Source organism: Nonomuraea sp. NPDC050153 (assembly GCF_044460125.1).
Lineage (GTDB): Bacteria > Actinomycetota > Actinomycetes > Streptosporangiales > Streptosporangiaceae > Nonomuraea.
The window spans coordinates 102,095-120,853 of sequence record NZ_JBITJQ010000005.1 but is presented as its reverse complement, the minus strand read 5'-3'; the positions used below and the strand labels follow the sequence as shown (position 1 = coordinate 120,853).

General features: G+C 72.2%; 16 protein-coding genes. 7 read left to right on the top strand and 9 right to left on the bottom strand.

The window, feature by feature from the left end:
• Nucleotides 1-128: 128 nt before the first annotated feature.
• The 3 genes from ACIBQ1_RS15475 to ACIBQ1_RS15465 are packed head-to-tail and all read left to right on the top strand — an operon-like array spanning nucleotide 129 to nucleotide 2,857.
• Nucleotides 129-1,016: a hypothetical protein gene (locus ACIBQ1_RS15475; protein ID WP_397277867.1), complete on the top strand. Its 888-nt coding sequence runs from the start codon at nucleotides 129-131 to the stop codon at nucleotides 1,014-1,016.
• Nucleotides 1,017-1,039: 23 nt separating this feature from the next.
• The gene (locus ACIBQ1_RS15470) at nucleotides 1,040-1,948 is read left to right on the top strand and encodes a hypothetical protein (protein ID WP_397277865.1); all 909 of its coding nucleotides are present in this window, start codon (nucleotides 1,040-1,042) and stop codon (nucleotides 1,946-1,948) included.
• A 21-nt stretch (nucleotides 1,949-1,969) separates the two neighbouring features.
• On the top strand, nucleotides 1,970-2,857 hold the full coding sequence (locus ACIBQ1_RS15465) for a hypothetical protein (protein ID WP_397277864.1): 888 nt from the start codon (nucleotides 1,970-1,972) through the stop codon (nucleotides 2,855-2,857).
• Between the two features lie 4 nt (nucleotides 2,858-2,861).
• On the opposite strand, the gene ACIBQ1_RS15460 is transcribed toward ACIBQ1_RS15465, so the two are convergent.
• The 3 genes from ACIBQ1_RS15460 to ACIBQ1_RS15450 form a co-directional block, all read right to left on the bottom strand.
• Nucleotides 2,862-5,603, bottom strand: a complete 2,742-nt coding sequence (locus tag ACIBQ1_RS15460) for a SpoIIE family protein phosphatase (RefSeq protein ID WP_397277862.1) — start codon at nucleotides 5,601-5,603, stop codon at nucleotides 2,862-2,864.
• A gap of 214 nt (nucleotides 5,604-5,817) precedes the next feature.
• Nucleotides 5,818-6,948, bottom strand: a complete 1,131-nt coding sequence (locus ACIBQ1_RS15455) for a UDP-N-acetylglucosamine--N-acetylmuramyl-(pentapeptide) pyrophosphoryl-undecaprenol N-acetylglucosamine transferase (RefSeq protein ID WP_397277860.1) — start codon at nucleotides 6,946-6,948, stop codon at nucleotides 5,818-5,820.
• Nucleotides 6,949-6,952: 4 nt separating this feature from the next.
• The gene (locus ACIBQ1_RS15450) at nucleotides 6,953-7,768 is read right to left on the bottom strand and encodes a formylglycine-generating enzyme family protein (RefSeq protein ID WP_397278432.1); all 816 of its coding nucleotides are present in this window, start codon (nucleotides 7,766-7,768) and stop codon (nucleotides 6,953-6,955) included.
• A 145-nt stretch (nucleotides 7,769-7,913) separates the two neighbouring features.
• Between ACIBQ1_RS15450 and ACIBQ1_RS15445 the strand changes: the two genes are divergently transcribed.
• Both ACIBQ1_RS15445 and ACIBQ1_RS15440 read left to right on the top strand, forming a co-directional pair.
• Nucleotides 7,914-9,122: a cytochrome P450 gene (locus ACIBQ1_RS15445; RefSeq protein ID WP_397277858.1), complete on the top strand. Its 1,209-nt coding sequence runs from the start codon at nucleotides 7,914-7,916 to the stop codon at nucleotides 9,120-9,122.
• A gap of 15 nt (nucleotides 9,123-9,137) precedes the next feature.
• Nucleotides 9,138-10,103, top strand: coding sequence for a Ppx/GppA family phosphatase (locus ACIBQ1_RS15440; RefSeq protein WP_397277856.1), 966 nt, complete (start codon nucleotides 9,138-9,140; stop codon nucleotides 10,101-10,103).
• 119 nt (nucleotides 10,104-10,222) lie between these two features.
• On the opposite strand, the gene ACIBQ1_RS15435 is transcribed toward ACIBQ1_RS15440, so the two are convergent.
• Together ACIBQ1_RS15435 and ACIBQ1_RS15430 are read right to left on the bottom strand one after the other, a co-directional pair.
• Nucleotides 10,223-10,654 carry an ATP-binding protein gene (locus ACIBQ1_RS15435; protein ID WP_397277854.1) on the bottom strand — a complete coding sequence of 144 codons (432 nt, stop codon included), beginning with the start codon at nucleotides 10,652-10,654 and terminating at the stop codon, nucleotides 10,223-10,225.
• A 90-nt stretch (nucleotides 10,655-10,744) separates the two neighbouring features.
• Nucleotides 10,745-11,290 carry a TetR/AcrR family transcriptional regulator gene (locus tag ACIBQ1_RS15430; RefSeq protein ID WP_397277852.1) on the bottom strand — a complete coding sequence of 182 codons (546 nt, stop codon included), beginning with the start codon at nucleotides 11,288-11,290 and terminating at the stop codon, nucleotides 10,745-10,747.
• A gap of 103 nt (nucleotides 11,291-11,393) precedes the next feature.
• On the opposite strand from ACIBQ1_RS15430, the gene ACIBQ1_RS15425 reads away from it, so the two are divergent.
• Both ACIBQ1_RS15425 and ACIBQ1_RS15420 read left to right on the top strand, forming a co-directional pair.
• A complete protein-coding gene (locus ACIBQ1_RS15425) occupies nucleotides 11,394-12,965 on the top strand; it encodes an MDR family MFS transporter (RefSeq protein ID WP_397277850.1) in 1,572 nt (523 codons plus the stop codon).
• Between the two features lie 78 nt (nucleotides 12,966-13,043).
• On the top strand, nucleotides 13,044-13,988 hold the full coding sequence (locus tag ACIBQ1_RS15420; protein WP_397277849.1) for a GNAT family N-acetyltransferase: 945 nt from the start codon (nucleotides 13,044-13,046) through the stop codon (nucleotides 13,986-13,988).
• Between the two features lie 51 nt (nucleotides 13,989-14,039).
• Here ACIBQ1_RS15420 and ACIBQ1_RS15415 read toward each other — a convergent pair whose 3' ends face one another.
• From ACIBQ1_RS15415 to ACIBQ1_RS15400, 4 genes are read right to left on the bottom strand one after another with little or no spacing between them, the layout of a single operon-like run.
• The gene (locus ACIBQ1_RS15415; RefSeq protein ID WP_397277847.1) at nucleotides 14,040-15,317 is read right to left on the bottom strand and encodes an AAA family ATPase; all 1,278 of its coding nucleotides are present in this window, start codon (nucleotides 15,315-15,317) and stop codon (nucleotides 14,040-14,042) included.
• Nucleotides 15,314-16,735 (bottom strand): hypothetical protein, encoded by a 1,422-nt coding sequence (locus ACIBQ1_RS15410; RefSeq protein WP_397278430.1) that lies wholly within the window; start codon nucleotides 16,733-16,735, stop codon nucleotides 15,314-15,316. Before ACIBQ1_RS15410 ends, ACIBQ1_RS15415 begins: the two co-directional genes overlap by 4 nt.
• A 2-nt stretch (nucleotides 16,736-16,737) precedes the next feature.
• Nucleotides 16,738-17,868, bottom strand: a complete 1,131-nt coding sequence (locus ACIBQ1_RS15405) for a hypothetical protein (protein WP_397277845.1) — start codon at nucleotides 17,866-17,868, stop codon at nucleotides 16,738-16,740.
• On the bottom strand, nucleotides 17,865-18,635 hold the full coding sequence (locus tag ACIBQ1_RS15400) for a hypothetical protein (RefSeq protein ID WP_397277843.1): 771 nt from the start codon (nucleotides 18,633-18,635) through the stop codon (nucleotides 17,865-17,867). Before ACIBQ1_RS15400 ends, ACIBQ1_RS15405 begins: the two co-directional genes overlap by 4 nt.
• Nucleotides 18,636-18,759: the final 124 nt, after the last annotated feature.

Below are 18,759 nucleotides of genomic sequence, written 5' to 3'. Positions count from 1 at the left end.
GGACGCGTCCCCGCGATTGCCTCGGCGGGTCCCCCCGACTGACCTTTCCGAGGCTGACACTTCGGTGAAATGGCACGTAATATCCGAACATCGCGAGCGTTGGGGGCGCCAGGGTGCCAGGACAGAGCGTGGGTGTGGTCGTCGATCCCGGAGTGCCTCCGGAAGTAGCCGGACTGCTGCGTGCCAACGCCCCGCTGCTGTCCAGGGTCAGGTCCGGATGGGTGCCGCCCGCGGAGACGCCCTCGCCCCGCCGTAAGAGCCCGTCCAGCGCCATGCTCCTGGCCGCCACGCCCGTCGTGGTCGCGCTCATGGCCCTCCTGCTCGCCTCGCCGTTCGCGCCGGCCGGGTTCGTGCTGCTCGGCACGTACGTCTTCGTCGTCCTCGTCAAGATCGCCTCCATGAACGAGGTGCCCGAGGACGACCGGCCGCAGGAGCGCGGCATCTACGAGCAGGCCCGCTGGTACGACGGCCGCTACCTGCTGCCCGAGGACTTCGACCCGGAGGCCCGGGACGTCCTGGTCCGGGCGCAGCGGGCCATCGGATCCGTGCTGCGCTCCCACGTCAACGCCGAAGGACTGCTCGACGACGCCCGCAACGCCGTGATGCTGCCCACCCAGGAGTGGGAGATCGCCCGCCTGCTCGCCAAGCTGTCGGCGCTGCGCCTGGAACACAGGGAGCTGCTGGCCAGGGGCATCGCGCCCGAGGTCGTCGCGGTGATCGAGCCGCTCGAACGGGCCCTGGTCAACAGCGAGGCCGCCGTCGTCGCCCGAGTGGAGGCGCTGGAACGTTACGCCGGTCACGTCGCCGAGGCCGAGCGCGCCTACCACGCCCGCGGCCAGATCGAGGAATTGCGCGCCCGGCTGCCGCGCTACGAGGAACTGCTCGCGGAGTCGGGCGCGGACCAGCTCGCCGTGCCCGAGATCGAGCGCCTGGCCGAGGACGCCGACGTGCTCGAACGCACCTTACGGCGCAGCGTCCAGTCCGCCCACGAGGCGTTCCGCTATCTCGAAGGCTGACACGCGGACATAGGATCGATAACGTGCCCGGACGTCATGCGAAGGTGATAGTCGATCCGGCGGTGGCCGACGACGTCGCGGCCCTCTTACGTGACAACCGCAAACTCCTCGTACGCATCCACTCCGGCTGGGTGCCCGCGCACCGGCGCCGCCGCCCGCTGGCCGGCATCGTGACCAGGCTGGCGGCCACCGGGACCGCCGCGGTGGCGGCCGTCTACGGCCTGGCCCTGTTCGTCGCCGGACGCTACACTCCCTTCGCCGTCATCATGACCGGCGCCGCCCTGCTCGTCGTCAGCGTCCTGCTCAGGCCCAGGCCCGACGCCGAGGTGGAGCGCGCGCACGCGCTGGAGCGGGCCGTCTACGACAGCGCCCGCCGGCACGAGGGCCGCTACGTCATGCGCGAGCAGCTCGACGAGCCCGCCAGGGCCCTCATGATCCGCGCCCAGACCGCCATCGACCAGGTCATGTCCTCCGGCGTCAACGCCGAGGGCCTCCTGGACGACGTGCGCAACGCCGTGATGCTGCCCGCCCAGGAGTGGGAGATCGCCCGCCTGCTGGACAAGCTGTCGGAGCTGCGGGCCGAGCACGAGGAGGTCGTCGCGGAAGGGCTCACCCCCGAGGTCGCCGCCGTCGCCGGACCCCTCGCCCAGGCGCTCGACAGCAGCCAGCAGGCCGTGATCGCGCGCGTGGAGGCGCTGGAACGTTACGCCGGCCACGTCGGCGACGCCGAGCGCGCCTACCGCGCCCGGCACCAGATCGAACGCCTCAGCGCCAAGCTGCCCCGCTACGAGGAGCTCCTCGCCGAGTCGGGCGCCGACGGGTCGGGCGTGCCGGAGCTGAGCCGGTTGTCCGACGACGCCGACCGCCTCGAACAGGCCCTTCGTGACAGCGTCAGCTCCGCGCACGAAGCTTTTCGCCACCTGAGGGGGTGACTTCCCTTAGTATCCGGTTTTGTGGCGGATGTGGTGGTAGACCCCGAGGTGCCGCCGGATGACGCGCAGTTGCTCAGGGACAGCCGGCGGGTGCTGATCAAGATGCGCCAGGGCTGGGTCCCGGAGTCGAGGCGGGCCATATCGAGCGCGCAGTACCGTATAGTCGCGGCGTTCGGATCGGTGGCGCTGTTCGGCGTGATGGCCGGCAGCGGCCTGGTCGGCCGGGGCATCGGCCTGCTGATGCTCGTCCTCTTGGGCATCCCTCTGATGATCGTGCTGTTCATCCGCAACGACCTGCCCGACGACGACGAGGAGGAGTACGAGCGCGAGGTCTACGAGCAACTGTGCTGGTACGAAGGGCGCTTCGTGCTCATCGACGACCTCGACGAGTCCTCCGCCCGCCTGCTCGCCCGCGCCCAGCGCGCCGTCTCCACCGTGACCGAGTCCCGGGTCAACGCCGAGGGCCTGCTCGACGACGTGCGCAACGCGGTGATGCTGCCCGCCCAGGAGTGGGAGATCGCCCGCCTGCTGGCCAAACTGTCCGCGCTGCGCACCAAGCACAGGGAGACCGTCTCCAAAGGGCTCACGCCCGAGGTGGAGGCCGTGGCCGAACCCCTCGCGCGGGCGCTCGACAGCAGCGAGACGGCCGTGCTGGCCCGCGTCGAGTCGCTGGAACGTTACGCGTCCAACGTGGCGGACGCCGAGCGCGCGTACCAGGCCCGCCACCAGATCGAGGAGCTGCGGGGGCGGCTGCACCAGTACGAGGAGCTGGTGGCGGAGACGGGGGCCGACGGGTTCGCGGTGCCGGAGCTGGAACGGCTGGCGCAGGACGCGGACCGGCTGGAGCAGGCGCTCCGCCGAAGCGTCACCTCCGCCCACGAAGCCTTCCGCTACCTCGACCGTCCGTAGCGCCTCACTCGTCGTCCAGCAGGTCGTACAGGTCCAGGCCGGCCTGCTCGGGGAACAGGGTGGGTGCTTCGGGGTTCAACGGCTGTTCGGTCCAGATGGATTTGCCGGTGGCGGTGTAGCGGGTGCCCCAGCGCCGGGAGATCGCGGCGACCAGCTGGAGCCCGCGTCCGCCCTCGTCGGTGTCGGCGGCGCGGCGGATGCGGGGCGTGGTGAGGCTGCCGTCGGAGACCTCGCAGGTGAGCACGTTGCTGCGGAGCAGGCGCAGGTGGATGGGGCCCTTGGCGTGCCGGACGACGTTGCCGACCAGCTCGCTGGCCAGCAGTTCGGTGGTCATCGACAGGTCGTCCAGGTGCCAGGCGCTGAGCTGGGCGCGGATGTGTTCGCGGGCCTGGCCGGCGGCCTTGGGATGCTCGGGCAGTGACCAGGTGGCCATGTCGTCGCTCGGCAGCGCGTGGGTGCGGACGACCAGCAGCGCGGCGTCGTCGGTCGTCTTCCGCCCGCCGGGCAGCAGGGTGGCGGTGATGCTGTCGCACAGCGATTCGAGGCATTCGGCGCAGTGGAACCCCGTCGCGTCCGGCTCGGCGTGATCCACGTGACCGGCCGGCGCCCCGGAGATCGCATCGCTGAGCGCCCTGGCGAGCTGGGCCATGCCCCGGTCGATGTCGAGGGTGGAGGATTCGACCAGGCCGTCGGTGTACAGCACCAGCAGACTGCCTTCGGGCAGTTCCATCTCCACGGTGTCGAAGGGCGGGGTGGCGGCGCCGAGGGGTGAGTTCGGATCGGCCTCGGGGAAGAGCACGGTGCCGTCGGGGTGGACGACGGCGGGCGGGGGATGGCCGGCGCGGGTGACGACGCAGGAGCGGGTGGTGGCGTCGTAGACCAGGTACAGGCAGGTGGCGTAGAAGTCGTCGCCCAGGTCGCTGACCAGGTCGTTCAGGTGAGAGAGCAGCTCGTCGGGAGACAGCTCCAGATCGGCCAGGGTGTGCACCGCGGTGCGCAGGCGGGCCATGGTGACCGCCTCGGCCACGCCGTGCCCCATGACGTCGCCGATGACGATGGCGACCCGGTCCGCCGACAGCGGGATGATGTCGTACCAGTCGCCGCCCACCTCCATGTCCTTGCCGGCGGGCAGGTAGCGGGCCGCGGGCGTGACCGCGGGCAGAGTGGGCAGCTCGCGCGGGAGCAGCCCGCGCTGCAGCTCCCGGGCCCGCGTGTGCTCCTTGTCGTACAGGCGGGCCCGTTCCGTGGCCTGGGCGATCAGCCCGCTGAGCGTGGTGAGCAGGTTGCGCTCCACGCCGGTGAACTGGCGTGGATCGGTGAAGGCGACGACGCAGCTGCCGACGGGGCGTCCCGAGGCGATCAGCGGCAGGAAGGCCCACGCCTGCTTGCCTCCCACCGCCGGGATGTCGGCCGTCGCGGGGTAGCGTTCGATGTACTCCTCGGACGAGCTGATGAACATCGGGGTGCGCTCCCGGAGGACCACCGTGATCGGGAGCCCCCAGGAGACCGGCATCTGGGCTATCCGGTCGACGAACTCCTTGGGATACCCGGTGGACCCGACCGGCCGCAGGTGGTCGCCCTCCAGGAAGGCGAGCATCAGTCCGGAGGCGCCGAACGACGGCAGGATGTGATCGGCGGAGGCGGCCACGACGTCGCGGACGGTGACCGCCTCGGCCAGCGCGCCGGCCAGCCGCCTGATATGGGAGGCCCGCTCCGCGGAAGAGCTCTCGGCGTTGCGCGCCTGCGGTTCGGTGACCGCATCCAGGACGTCGTGGGTTCTGGTGACGTCCCACAGCGTGCCGATCATGCGTGCCGGTTCGCCGTTGTCGTCGAGCACCAGTCTGCCGCGGACCCGCACCCAGCCGGTCGTCCCGTCGGGACGGCAGACCCGGTACTCGGTGCTGTGCATCCTCCCCGTGTAGATCGCCTCGTCCATGTCGGACAGCACCCACGGCAGATCTTCGGGGTGGATGGTGCCCATCCAGGTGTCGATCCGGCCGTCGAAGGTGTCCGGATCGAGGCCGAGCACGGTGGGCATCGCGTCGTTCCAGATGATGTCACCGGTGCGGATGTCCCAGTCCCACGTGCCCACCGCCTGCAGCTCCTGTGGCAGATGCGAGCCGGTGGGCTGTTCCTGCTGCTCCGTGAGGGCCGGATCGGGCGGGGCAGCGGAGGACTTGCCCAGGCGCTCGCCTGCCCATCGGCCCAGGGTGTCGAGGAAGGCCCGTCGCCCGGCCGACGGCCTGTGCGTGGAGAGCGTCACGACCGACAGCGTGCCGACCGGCCCGCCGGGGCCCAGCAGCGGCACGGCCGCCATCGCCGTACCGGCCGGCCAGGATCCGGCCGTGGCCCAGTCCTGCCGCCCGTCCGGCCGCCCGTCCGCCGTCGCGCCGGGTTCGGGCATCCCATGGTCAATGTTCGCCAAAGATGCCTGTACGAACGCGCCATCCCGGAAGGCGCGTGCCGGGGCGAGTGGGCCGTTCCCGTCGATGCGCTCCCAAGCCTGGGTGAAGGCCGGGGGGAGCCCGCTGGTCACCGCCAGGCGCAGCCCGCCGCCGTAGCCGGGACTGCCGAGGTGCACCATGCCGCCCAGGCCGGCGAGTTCGGCGACCGCCTGCTGGATCGCGAACCGCAGGAGCTCGATTCCCCACAGGTCGTCACCGGCCAGCGCCAGGAGCCGTTTCCGCTTCTCGGAAACCTGGCCCGCCCCTCTGATCCGCAGACCTGGCGCACGCTGTTCGCCCATCCCCATCCCCTGCCCTTCACCGCGTCGCCTGCGGAGCCCAGGCTCTGGCACGCGTCTGCGGCACCGATCCGGGAGGAATCTGGTATTCAGCGATATTCCAGTATAGCTACCTAAACGCGCACTTCATGGCCCCCACAGCGCCGATCCCGCGGACGGTGTCACACCCGAAGGACCTCAAGCGCGGTGGGGCGGCTCACGAGAGGCGGGGAGCCCGTCAGACGGGCCGGGCGGTCTCCAGAAGGAGGTCGCACAGGGCGTCGGCGGCGTCCACGCGGCCGAGCTTGGCCGAGGCCTGGCCCATCGTCTGGCGCAGCCCCGGGTCGGCCAGCAGCGGCATCAGCTCGGCCAGCAGCTGCTCGGCCGACGGATGCGGCTCCAGCAGGGCCCGCGCCGCCCCCGCCTGGACCAGGTAGGCGGCGTTCTTGCGCTGCTCGTCACCCCCGGTGGGGATCAGGGGGACCAGCACGGCAGGCTTGCCGATGGCCGTCAGCTCCGACACCGTCCCCGCCCCGCTGCGGGAGATCACCACGTCCGCGGCGGCGAACAGGTCGGCCAGCTCCGCGCCGACATACGGCACCGGGTGGTAGCGGTCGGCCAGGTCCACGGGCAGCGCGACGGCCCGCATCTGGTCGATCCACGCGGGCCCGCACTGGTGCACGACCTGCGCGTGCGGCAGCAGCTGCGGCAGGATCTCCGCGATCAGCGTGTTGACCTGCTTGCTGCCCTGCGCGCCGCCCGTCACGTAGATCAGCGGCACCTCGAACGTCAGTCCGAACAGGTCGTACGCGGCCGCCCGGTTGCCCTGCAGCAGCTCGGGCCTGATCGGGTTTCCCGTCACCATGGCCTTCGGCCGCGCGGAGGCGGGCAGGTAGTCCATCGACGACTCGTGCGACAGCGCGATCCTGGTCGCCAGCCTGGCGAGGATGCGGTTGGCCAGCCCCACGACGGTCGTCTGCTCGTGCATCACCAGCGGCCGGCGGATCAGCTTGGCCGCGACCCCGATGGGCACCGCCACGTACCCTCCGGTCGACAGCACCACGTCCGGCAGGTAGCGGGCCGCGTGCCCCACCGCCTGCAGCACCCCGATCGGGATGCGGAAGACGTCGGCGATGTTGGTGCCCAGCTCCTTGAGGTTCGGACGGCGGCGCAGCTTTCCTGTGGTGATGGCCTTGAACGGGATGCCGTGCTCGGAGGTGATCCGCGCCTCCAGGCCGCTGGCCGTGCCCACCCAGAGCACGTCGTGGGGCACCTGGCGCCGCTGGACGGCCGACAGCGTGGTCAGAGCCGGATAGGTGTGACCACCGGTGCCGCCGCCGGTGATCAACAGTCGCAGGGTTCGTGACATGCGATCAGACTAGGGCCGCACAGCGGAAACCCGTGTGCCCGGTGGAGGAGTCAGGCGTGTTGGAGGTGCGGGCGGCCACGCGGTAACGGTTGCAGTAGGAGTCGTGGCACAGGTAGGAGCCGCCGCGGATCACCCTGGCCGTGCCCTGCGCGGGCCCGGCGGGGTTGTCGGCGAACGGCTCCCAGGCCGTGCCCCACCAGTCGGCCGTCCACTCCCAGACGTTGCCGGAGACGTTGTAGAGGCCGTACCCGTTGGGCTGGAACGACTTCACCGGCACCGTCCCCTTGCTCGGCGCCACGGGGAAGCGGCCCTGCCAGATGTTGCAGCGCTGCCGCCCCTTGGGCGCCAGCTCGTCGCCCCACGGGTAACGCCTGCGCTCAAGCCCGCCGCGGGCCGCCATCTCCCACTCCGCCTCCGTGGGCAGCCGCTTGCCCGCCCACGTCGCGTACGCGGTCGCGTCGTTCCAGGACACGTGCACGACGGGATGGTTCTGCCGGTCGCCGGCCGACGACCCCGGGCCCTCCGGCGAGCGCCACGAGGCGCCCTCGACGCCCGCCCACCAGGGCGCGCCGGGCACGGCGGCGTCCATCACCCCGCCCGTGGCGAACTGGGCGAACACGAACGACCAGCCGATCCGCTCCGCCTCGGTGACGTACCCGGTCTCCTTCACGAACGTGGCGAACTGCGCGTTCGTCACGCACGTCGGATCGATCATGAACGGCTCCAGCCGCACCTCGCGCACCGGCCCCTCGCCGTCCTCGGGCCGCCCGTCGGGGTCGTCGCCGCCCATGAGGAACATCCCGCCGGGCACGCGCACCATCCCGCGCGGCGCCTCCCGCCGCACGGCGATCACCGGCCGCGCGTCCGGCTCGGCGGCGGGGGCGCCGTCTCTGCCCGGGCCACAGCAAGCGCTCAAAAGTCCCCCAAACGTGTCCACGACATCAAGGAAGGGTAGTCCCTGGAGCATGTCCACGATCACGCGGCCGCCCCGGGTCACACCCGCGGAGGCCCTCGCGCTGGCCGCCACGGTGGCGCTGCCGTCCATCGCGCAGGGCCCCGTGGCCCGCCGCCCGTTCGCGGTGCGCCTGGCGGAGCTGGCCGACGCCGACGGCCGGGCGATCCGCCTGTTCGCGCGGCTGCGCGCCGGGCACGGCGACGGGCCGCTGCTGGTACGGGTGCCGGGCCGCGGCTGGGTGGTGCTGCCGCTGGCCTCGCGGGACGTGCGCGCGGTGCTGGAGGATCGGGCGTTCACCCCGGCGGCCAGGGGGAAACGCGGCGCGCTCGGCCACTTCCAGCCCGACGGCGTGCTGATCACCCGCGAACCCGGCCTGCGCGAGCGCCGGCGCGCCCTGAACGACCAGGTGCTCGGCTCCGGCTTCGGCCCCTTCGCCCGGGTCGTCGAGGAGGAGGCCGCCACGCTGCCCCGCCACGGGCTGCTGACCTGGCCGCGGTTCCACGCCATGCACTGGCGGATCGTGCGGCGCGTCGTGCTCGGCGACGGCGCGCGGGACGACGTGATCCTCACCCGGCAGCTCGACCGGCTGCGCGCCGACGCCAACTGGTCGGACCTGCGCGGGCACCGTACCGACGTGTTCAACGCCTTCCGGCGCCGGCTGGCCGGGCACCTGGCGCGGGCCGAGCCGGGCAGCCTGGCCGCCGCCCTGGCCCGCGCGCACGCCGCGCCGGACGTGCACCCCGAGGGGCAGGTGCCACAGTGGCTGTTCGCCTTCGACGGGGCCGCCACCGCCGCCTACCGGGCGCTCGCGCTGGCCGCCGCGCAGCGGGGGCCCGTCGATCCGCGGGCCACCGTGCTGGAGTCGGTGCGGCTCTGGCCCATCACGATCGCCATCGTGCGCGAGGTCGCCGGCCCGACCGAGTGGGACGTCCCCGAGGGCACGACCGTGGTCATCCACAGCCCGTACGTGAACAGGGCCGAGCCCGGCGACGCCTACCGGCCCGAGCTGTGGCGCGAGGGCGGCGGCGAGTGGGCGGGGGTGCCGTTCAGCGCCGGGTTCGCGCGCTGCGCGGGGGAGGACCTCGTGCTGTTCACCGCGGCCACGCTCCTGGAGGCCGTCCTGCGTGAGCGGTCAGTCAGGGCGTCCGTGAGCTTGACGGGCGCGCTGCCGGCCATGCTCAACCATTTCAGGCTCCGCTTCGCCCTAAAAGCCCCATAACGGTAGCGTTTTCCCATGCGACTCGGCGTGCTGGACATCGGTTCGAACACCGTCCATTTACTGGTCGTCGACGCCCACAGGGGCGCCCGGCCCATTCCCGCCTACTCCCACAAGGAGGGGCTCCGCCTGACGGAATACCTGGACGAGGACAACCGGCTGGCCGACGAGGGCATAGACCGGCTCGGCGCCTTCGTGGAGGGGGCCGTGCGCCTGGCGGAGGACAAGGGGGTGGAGGACCTGCTGGCCTTCGCCACCTCGGCCGTCCGCGAGGCGGCCAACGGCGAGGCGGTGCTGGCACAGGTCGAGGAGCGCAGCGGCGTGCACATCGAGGTGCTGTCCGGGCGCGACGAGGCCAGGCTGACGTTCCTGGCCGTGCGGCGGTGGCACGGGTGGTCGTCGGGGCGGCTGCTGGTCTTCGACATCGGCGGTGGCTCGCTGGAGATCGCCGCCGGGATGGACGAGGAGCCCGACGTGGCCGTCTCGCTGCCGCTGGGGGCCGGGCGGCTGACGCGTGACTGGTTCACCGACGACCCGCCCTCCGCCGAGGAGGTGCGCAAGCTGCGCAAGCACGTACGGACCGAGATCGCCCGCACGGTCGGCGACGTCGTCCGGTACGGCGAGGCCGACCGCGCGGTGGCCACGTCCAAGACGTTCAAGCAACTGGCCAGGATCGGCGGCGCCGCGCCCTCCAGCGACGGCCCCTACGTCTCGCGCCCGCTGTCCAGGCAGGCCATGGCCGACTGGGCGGTCAAGCTGACCACCATGGGGGCCGCCGATCGGGCCCAGCTGCCCGGCGTGTCCGAGGGACGGGCGGCGCAGCTCGCGGCCGGGGCGCTGGTCGCCGACGCGGCCATGGACCTGTTCGAGGTGGACCGGCTGGAGGTGTGCCCGTGGGCGTTGCGCGAGGGTGTGATACTGCGCCGGCTCGACATCCTGCCGGGACGTTTCGACCAGCGAAGCGGCGGCACGCCGGCAGAGTAAGGTCGATCTATCCCGGCCCGGGCCGCTCGGGCGCGGCCGGGGCCCGAGGCTGACGCTCGGGCGCGGCGGGGACGCCGCGCCCGCCCGGCTGCGGGCGGGGCTGGGACGGGCGGGCCGGATCACATGGCCATGAGGTACTGCCCGGCCGCCCCCGGCGCGTACCGCAGGCGTTTCTCCAGGCAGACCACCGCGCCGTGCTCCTGCCTGTTGACGAAACGGATGTCGTCGGCGAGCGCCCGCATGATCAGCAGCCCGCGTCCATGCTCGGCGCCGGGCGCGGGATCGATGATCGTGCTCGGGTCGAAACCGCCCCCGTTGTCGATCACCTTGATGATGCACCTGTCATCGAGGACGGACGCGCTGACCGTGTAGTCGTCGCTGGGATCCGCGTGCCTGATCACGTTGGAACACGCCTCGGTGAGCATGAGCTCGATGTCATCGCGTATCTGCGGCTCGACGCCGAGTGAACGCAGCGTGCCGTCCAGCATCTTCCTGATCAGGGGGACGCTCGCCGCATCCCTGGGCAGCCGGAGCGCTATCGTGGCCTCCACTGGGGCCTCCTTCTCCCATCTGGATGCGTGTGTCCCTCCTTCCCCCGTTCCGGCACGTCAATCGTCCCGTCAGCGCTTTGACGCCCGGAACTACGGCTCCAGCAGGCGCATGGCGACCTCCAGGGAGGCCTTGTTGACCTCGTCCTCGGAGAGGTCGCCCGACTCGATCATCCATTTCCCGGCGTGTATCGCGAACAGCGCCGTCGCGCGGCTGACGCGCTCGACGGGCGTGGCGCCGGGCTCGTTCAGCTCGGCCACGAGCTCCTTCATCCGCTCACGGGTCTTGATGAGCGTCGGATGGTCGCGCAGCGCGGTCTGGTTGCGCTCCAGGAACCTGGCCACCCCGATGTGCTGGGTCCGCCTGATCCCCTCGGCGTAGCGCTCGACCAGCTCGCGGCGCGTCTCCGGCGTCTTCGGCCGGCTCCGGACCCAGGCGAGGAGCTCCTCCAGATCCACCAGCCGGTCCTCGACCAGGCTGGTCACGATGTCGTCCTTCGTCTTGAAGTGGTAGTACAGGGCAGCCTTCGTCACCCCGAGCTCCTCGGCGATCTCACGCAGTGACGTCGCCTCGTAACCCTGCTCGGTGAACAATCTGAGCGCGATCTCCTGGATCCGGGTCCGCGTGTCTTCCCGCACTTCACACCTTTTCGACTTGACGGCCGACAAGTAAGTATCTAGCTTATTCTATGCTTGCCGGGCGGCAAGTAAGCAAGATCCAAAATGCAATGGGGGGTGTCTGGTGGCGGAGGCAGTCGGACGGCGCCGCGAGGTCATGGTCGTCCTGCCAGGACTGATGTTAGCCATGGTTCTGGCGATGCTCGACAACATGATCGTGGGCACGGCCATGCCGCGCATCGTCGGGGAGCTCGGCGGTCTGACGCATCTGTCCTGGGTCGTGACGGCGTACGTGCTGGGCACGACCGTCTCGACGCCGATCTGGGGCAAGATCGGTGACTTGTACGGACGTAAGACGATCTTCATCGTCTCGATCGTCATCTTCATGGCCGGCTCCGCGCTCTGCGGCATGGCGGGCTCGTCGCTGCTCGGCGGGCCGGACGGCGGCATGGCCGAGCTGATCGCGTTCCGCGCGATCCAGGGGCTCGGCGCGGGCGGCCTGATCGTGAACGTCATGGCCATCATCGGCGACCTGGTGCCGCCCCGCGAGCGCGGCGAGTACCAGGGCATCATGGCCGGCGTCATGTCGCTGGCGATGATCGCGGGCCCGCTGGTCGGCGGCTTCATCACCGACCATCTCGACTGGCGCTGGGCCTTCTACGTGAACCTGCCGATCGGCGCGATCGCACTGGCGCTGATTGTCACGCAGTTGCATTTGCCCAAGCTACGCAACAAGGTGCGCATCGACTGGGCGGGCGCGATCCTGCTGTCGGTCGGCATCACCGCTCTGGTGCTCATCACGACCTGGGGCGGCAACGAGTACGCCTGGGGCTCCTGGCAGATCCTCTCCCTCGTCGCGGTCGCCGTGGTCACGCTGGCGGCGTTCGTCGCGGTCGAGCGCAGGGTCGAGGAGCCGATCATGCCGTTGCAGCTCTTCGCCAACCGCAACTTCACGCTGATCTCGATCATCGGCTTCCTGCTGGGCTTCGCCATGTTCGGCGCGATCAACTTCCTGCCGCTGTTCCAGCAGATGGTGCAGGGCTCCACGGCCACCAACTCCGGCCTGCTGATGCTGCCGATGATGGGCGCCGCGATGGTCGTGTCGCTGTTCGTCGGCAAGGCCATCACCGTCACGGGCAAGTACAAGATCTACCCGGTGCTCGGCGGGATCGGCATGGCCGTGGGCATGTGGCTGCTGTCCACGATGGACGTCGCCACGCCGGCCTGGGTCACCGGGATCTACATCGCCGTGCTCGGCCTCGGCATGGGCTTCCTCATGCAGACCACGATGCTCATCGCGCAGAACAGCGTCGAGCAGAAGGACCTGGGCGTCTCCAGCAGCGCCACCACGTTCTTCAGGTCGATCGGGGGCTCGTTCGGCGTCTCGCTGTTCGGGGCGATCTTCAACAACCACTTCCTGTCGGAGCTGACCGCCCGCTTCGGCGAGCAGGCGGCGGACCGGGTGGCCAAGAGCGGCGGCCGGATGGACCCGAGCGCGGTCGCCCAGATGCCCGCGCAGATGCGCACCGGGCTGCTGGAGTCGCTGGCGATCTCGATCTCCGGCGTCTTCTGGTGGGCCATCGCGTTCGCGGTCGTCGTGCCCGTGCTGGCCGCGTTCGTCAAGGAGATCCCGCTGCGCGGCGGCGCCCCGGCGCCCGCCCCGGACGAGCAGGCCGTCGGCCAGGCGGCAGGCTGAGCAGCCGGCTGAGCGCGCCTCCTGCCCGGTGAGAAAAATGGGAGGCGCGCGGCCGGTGTTCTGTGGACAATCCCCGCTATGCACCACACTCTCGGCCGCCCGCGCGCAGAGGACGCCGCGGCCATCCACGAGCTGATCACGGCCTACGACACCGCGGTGATCGGCGGCCCGGACATGACGCTCGACGACGTCGCCGACGAGCTGGTCGAGCCCGGCTTCGACCGCGACAAGGACGGCTGGCTCGCCCGCGACGCCGGCGGCCGTCTCGACGGCTGGGCCTGGGCGTGCCGCGTGGGCGACAGCGACACGGTGGACGTCGAGGTGATCGTCCGGCCCGGCCCTGATCCGGGTCGGGCGGGCCTGGAGGACCGGCTCTGGCGCCTGGTGATCGGCCGGGCCCGCGAGCTGGCCGCCGAGGCCGGCCACGACGGCGTCACCCTGCACGTCGGCGTCTACCGCGCGGACGATGCCAAGCGGGCCGCCGCCGAGGAGCGCGGCTTCGCGCCCGGCACCAGCTTCCACCGCATGCGCATCGACCACGACGGGCCCGTGGAGCCGCTCGCCCCGCCCGCCGGGCTGACGCTGCACACGGGGGAGAGCGAGGACGCGCGGCGCGATGCCCACCGGGTGCACCAGGAGGGCTTCGCCGAGCACTTCGGGTTCGTGCCGGCCGACTACGACGCGTGGTACGCGCGCCGCCAGGCGCTGTCCACGACGGACTGGGCCCAGCTCACCCTCGCCCGCCTCGACGGCCGCCCCGCCGGGGTGCTGATCGCCAACAACCAGTTCGTCCCGGACGAGGGCTGCGGCTACGTGGCCACGCTCGCGGTCGTCCCGGAGTTCCGCGGCCGGGGTCTGGGGCGCTTCCTGCTCCGCCACGCCTTCGCCGCCGACGCGGCGCGGGGCCGCAAGGGCACGATCCTGCACGTCGACTCCAACAACACCACCCCGGCGCTGGGGCTGTACGAGTCGGCCGGCATGCGCCCCGTCCTGGTCATCGACGTGTGGCAGCAGCGGGTCTGAGCACGGCGTCCGAATACCGGGCCTGAAGACCGGGCCTGAAGACCGGCGGTCTCAGACTCGGTGGCGGGACAGGTGGTCGAGGATCGACTGGTTGGCCTCCCAGCCGTCGGGGAACTTGACCGGCACCCCCAGCTGCACCGGCTCCGCCGACGGGTGGGCGTCCAGGAGCTCGGCGATGCCCGCCCTGGCCACCACGACGCAGGCGTGCCGGTGCCGCGACGCCAGCACGCACAGCCGCCCCGACTCCAGGTGGAAGGCCGTGGCGTCCCGGCGGCCGGACAGCGGGTGCAGGACGATGGTCACGTCGTACTCGCGCCCCTGCAGGCGGTTGGCCGTGTCCACCGTGATCTCCGCCGGCACCCCGGCGGCCCGGATGGCGGCCACCTGGTCGCGGTGGGCGGCCCCGACCGCGATGCGGTCCGCCGTCACCGGCCGCTCGCCCTGCTCGGACGAGGCCACGGCGCCGCGCTGCAGCAGCCGCTCGGCCAGCAGGGCCACCGCCTGCACGGCCTCCCCGTCGGTACGCACGGTGTGCCGGTTCGGCAGCTCCAGCAGCGCCCACCCCGACCGGGCCGCCTCCTCCAGCGCCCGGTCGTGCACGGTCCCCATGCCGCCGGTCATCAGCTCCAGCCGCCGATCACCGTGCGAGGTCCCCGACCGGAACCCGGTGAACGGGTAGAACGCCTGCGACACCACCGGCGCGGCCGAGGCCGGCAGGCGCCACGACACCGGCAGCCGGTGCACCGGGATGTCCGGATTGTGGCGCAGCAGCACCGACACCGCGCTCTGCAGCGGATCCCACGACAGCCCCGACCACCGGTCACCGTCCACGATCGAGAACGGGTCGAGCTGCCCCGGATCGCCCACGAACAGCGCCCGCTCGAAGAGCCCCGCGATCCGCAGCAGCTTGTCCGAGCGCATCTGGTACGCCTCGTCCACGATCGCCCACGGCCACACCCGGTCGCCGATCCAGGCCCACTTGTCGGCGGTCGCGATGACGATGTCCGGATCGCCGAGATCCTGGATGCGGGTGCCGACCCGGACGCCGGGCAGCTCCAGCAGCCGCAGCGGCGGGATGTACCCGCCGGCCGACAGCCGCCCCACGGTCAGGTGGGGGTGCTTGTCGGAGATGCGGGTCACCAGGTCGTCGACCTGCTCGTTCGTCTGGGCGACGATCATCAGGGGCTCGCCGGTCGCCGCGATGTGCGCCGCCGCCCGCACCACCAGCGTGGACTTGCCCGCGCCCGGCGGGGAGTCGACCACGACGCCGCGGTGCCTGGGCAGGTCGGCGAGGACGTTCCTGATGACCTGCTCCGGGCTGTCGGTCACGACCACTCCTCCTGGGCGTCCTCGTCGTCGGGCACGTACTCATGCGGCGGCCCGCCGTGCGTCCACGGCGTGGCCTCGGAGTCGGGCAGGTTGGGGGAGCCCTGGAAGTCGTCGGTCAGCGAGGTGTAGCAGACGCGCTCGCCGATCTCGGGCACGGCTCCCGGCGCGGCCGTCTTTCCCCGGCCCATGCCCTTGGTGATCTTCAGGGTGACCAGGCCCTCGGCGGCCTCCACGAGCTCGGCGCCCTGGCCGCGGCGCTGCGGGGTGCCCAGGGAGGTGCCGGGCGCCAGGCGTACCGGGTCGTCGGTCTTGATCACCACCAGCGGGCGGAGCTTGCGCGAGCGGCCCTCGCCCTCGGTGTTGTCGGGGACGGTCTCGATCACCTCGCCCGCGAACGCCTCCCCGGTCAGCCGGTACTCGGCCATGACCAGGGGGTCGTCGTAGGCGCGCTGCACCTCGTACGCGGCCTGGGCCCGCTCCATGCGGGACAGCTTGGCCGCGGCGGCGACCGCCCCGTCGCGCCTGGCCTGCGGCGGCGCGCCCTCCGCGACGTGCACCGCCATGCCGCTGAACGACCCGCGGTCCTGCTCCCACCGCTGCGCGACGCCGGCGCCCGCCTCCAGCCCGGCCAGCAGGTCGACGGCCTGCCACATGAGCCGCCACGTGGGCTCCAGCTGGGTACGCAGCGCCTCGGTGATGCGCTCGGCCGACTCGCTGTCCATCGCCGGAGCCAGCACCTCCGCGTCGAACCCCGGGTCGGTCGCGGGCCCGGCGGGCGGCCAGATCAGCGGGTCCTCGGCCTCGTCGTCCGGCCCCCTGGTGATCCAGGCCAGCAGCGCGGCCAGATTGGCGTCCTCCAGGGAGCTCTGCCCGCTCGCCCAGTGCCGCCCCAGCTCCTCGGTCGCGGCCAGCGTCATCGACGAGCCGGGGTAGGCGGCCCGCTCCGCGAAGTACGTCAGCCACCGCCCCAGCAGCGGCACCGACTCGGGCACCGGATAGGGCCCGTCGGCGCGGCGGAACCGCGTGGAGCGGCCGAGCAGCCTGGTGAAGGCCACCCCGGTCTGGTTGGGCACGATGAGCTGCGGCGCGTCCAGCGCCCGCTCGTAGGGGTCGGCGTTCTTGCGCTCCACGGTCTCGGTGTCGGCCAGGAAGCCCTCGACGTACGGCAGCAGCACCCCGGCCAGCTCGGCGGCCCAGGCGAAGCGCAGGTCGCGGTTGCGCGGCTGGGTCACCACGAGCAGGCGCGGCCGCCGCCTGTCGGTGCCGAGCATGGCGGCCAGCGGGGCGGCGGCCTCGCCCGACAGCTTGAGCGGGATGAACACCATCGGCCGGTCCGACAGATGGCAGTGCCTGACGGTCGCGATCGGCTGCGCGATGCCCTCCTTCAGGGCCCGCAGCCGCGCGAGCGAGGTCAGCATGCTCACGTGAGGCACTCCCTGCGCAGGCGTTCGGCGTTGCGGAGCAGCCGGGCGATCTCCTCCTGGCCCTCGGCCGGGTCGCGGGCCCCGTCGGCCAGCCCGAGCGCCTCCGCCACCGAGGCCACCCCGCCCAGCTCGTCGCGCACCTGCCGGCCGAGCAGGTCGGAGGCGCCCTCCTGGCGGGCCTCGTCGCGGCAGAAGAAGCACAGGTCGCATGCGGACATGCAGTCGGGCGCGTAGCGGGCGGTCGCCCGGCGCAGCGCGTCGGCCAGCTCGGCGACGGGCCTGGTGGGCCGCCCGTCCTCGCCGGGCCGCAGGTCGAACGTCAGGTCCTCGGGCAGCCCGTCCAGCAGCCGGTCGAGCGAGGTCATCCGGGTGAGCTGGCGGCGCAGCACGGCCAGCTGCTTGCGCACGTCGACGAGGGTCGCCGCGGGCCGGTTGGCGAAGTTCTCCGGGCAGACCAGGACGACGTCGTGGGAGACTTTGCCCGGGTCGTGGCCCAGGTCCTCCAGGAGCGTGCGCAGCGCCAGCACGTACACCGCCGCCTGCCGGGCGGCCGCGGCGACCGCCGCCGGGTCGGCCTGCCCGTCGATCACCGCGAACGACTTGATCTCCACGATGTGGAAGCGGCCGCCGAGCTGGAAGGCCACGACGTCGGGCTCCAGGTAGGCGGTGTGGCCGGCGATCTCCAGGGTGAGCAGCGGGTGATCGTACAGGGTGCCCACGTCCTGGCCCTCGCGGGCCGCGCGGTCGATCAGCGCGCGGGTGTGGGCGTGGCGCAGGTGGGCGCCGACGTTCTCCACGTCGTGGTAGGCGACCTCGGCGACCGGCAGGCGCAGCAGCTCGCGCAGCATCCGCAGCAGCTCCGCGCAGCCGTCGGCCTTGACCAGCGCCTCGAACATGTTGCCGCGCGTGATCGCGAACGGCGACTGGCCGAACGGCGCCGGGAAGCCGAGGTGGCGGGCGGCGGCGTCCTTGTCGATGCCGGCGCCGTCGAGCAGGGCCCGGCGGGTGCAGCCGGGGTTGGCGGCCAGGGCCGCGATGGCGCGGGCGTCGTGCGGGCGGGACGGCGTGGTGCCGCGCAACGCGTCGAGCTTTTTCACGTGGTCGCCTTCGCGCTTCAAGCCGCTCACTTCGCGTTCTCCTTCTTGATCGTGCTCAGCGTAGCGGCGCCGAACAGGCGGGCGGCGTCACCGAGCTGCGCCGCGGCGCGTTCTGCCAGCTCGGCGCGATCCCGCGTGTCGCGGTCGCCGTGCACGCGCAGCTCGGCGCGGGCCGCCTCGATCACCCGGTCCGGGTCGGGCGGGCCCAGCGTGCCGTCGGTGGCGCCGGGGATGTTCCTGGCCATCCGCAGGAGTAACCGGTCCGCCCGCCCGTCCGGCGACTCGTGCGAGGCGACCGCGACGGCGCAGGTCAGGAAGTCGACGCGGGGGCTGAGCGGGCCGACCACGCGCCGCTCCAGCGGCCAGGCGCTGAGCGTGAGCAGCCCGCGGGCGGGGGAGAGGCGGTCGGTCAGCGCGGCGCACAGGTAGTACGGCCGCCCGTGCGGCGACGACCGGAACGAGCGCTCCTCGTCCCTGCGCAGGCTGGTGAGCTGGGCGCTGCGGATCGTGCCGCCGAAGAACGCGTCGCTGACGGCCACGACCAGCCGCGGCTGGGCGGCGGCCCCGAGCAGCCGCAGCCCTTGGTGCACCTGCTCGCGCACCGTGACCAGGCGGGGCGGTTCCGGCTTGGGCTGGGCGGGCTCGCCGCTCACGAGGGCGTCCCAGGCGCGCTCCGCGGTACGCAGCTCGGCACGCAGGGCGCGGGCCGTGGCGCCGTCCCTGACCCGCATCGCCTTGCGCACACCCGCCCGGAGCTCGTCGATCCGCCGTTCGAGATCGTCCAGCCGGTCACTCATGGGCGCGAGCGTATCAACAGTCCCAGTATTTTCCAGTAATTTCGCGATTTCGAGGCGAACGTGTGATCTACGACGTAAAGGCGTCCGCGAGGGCCGCGCGGGGGCCCGTGATCGGCGCGGCCGG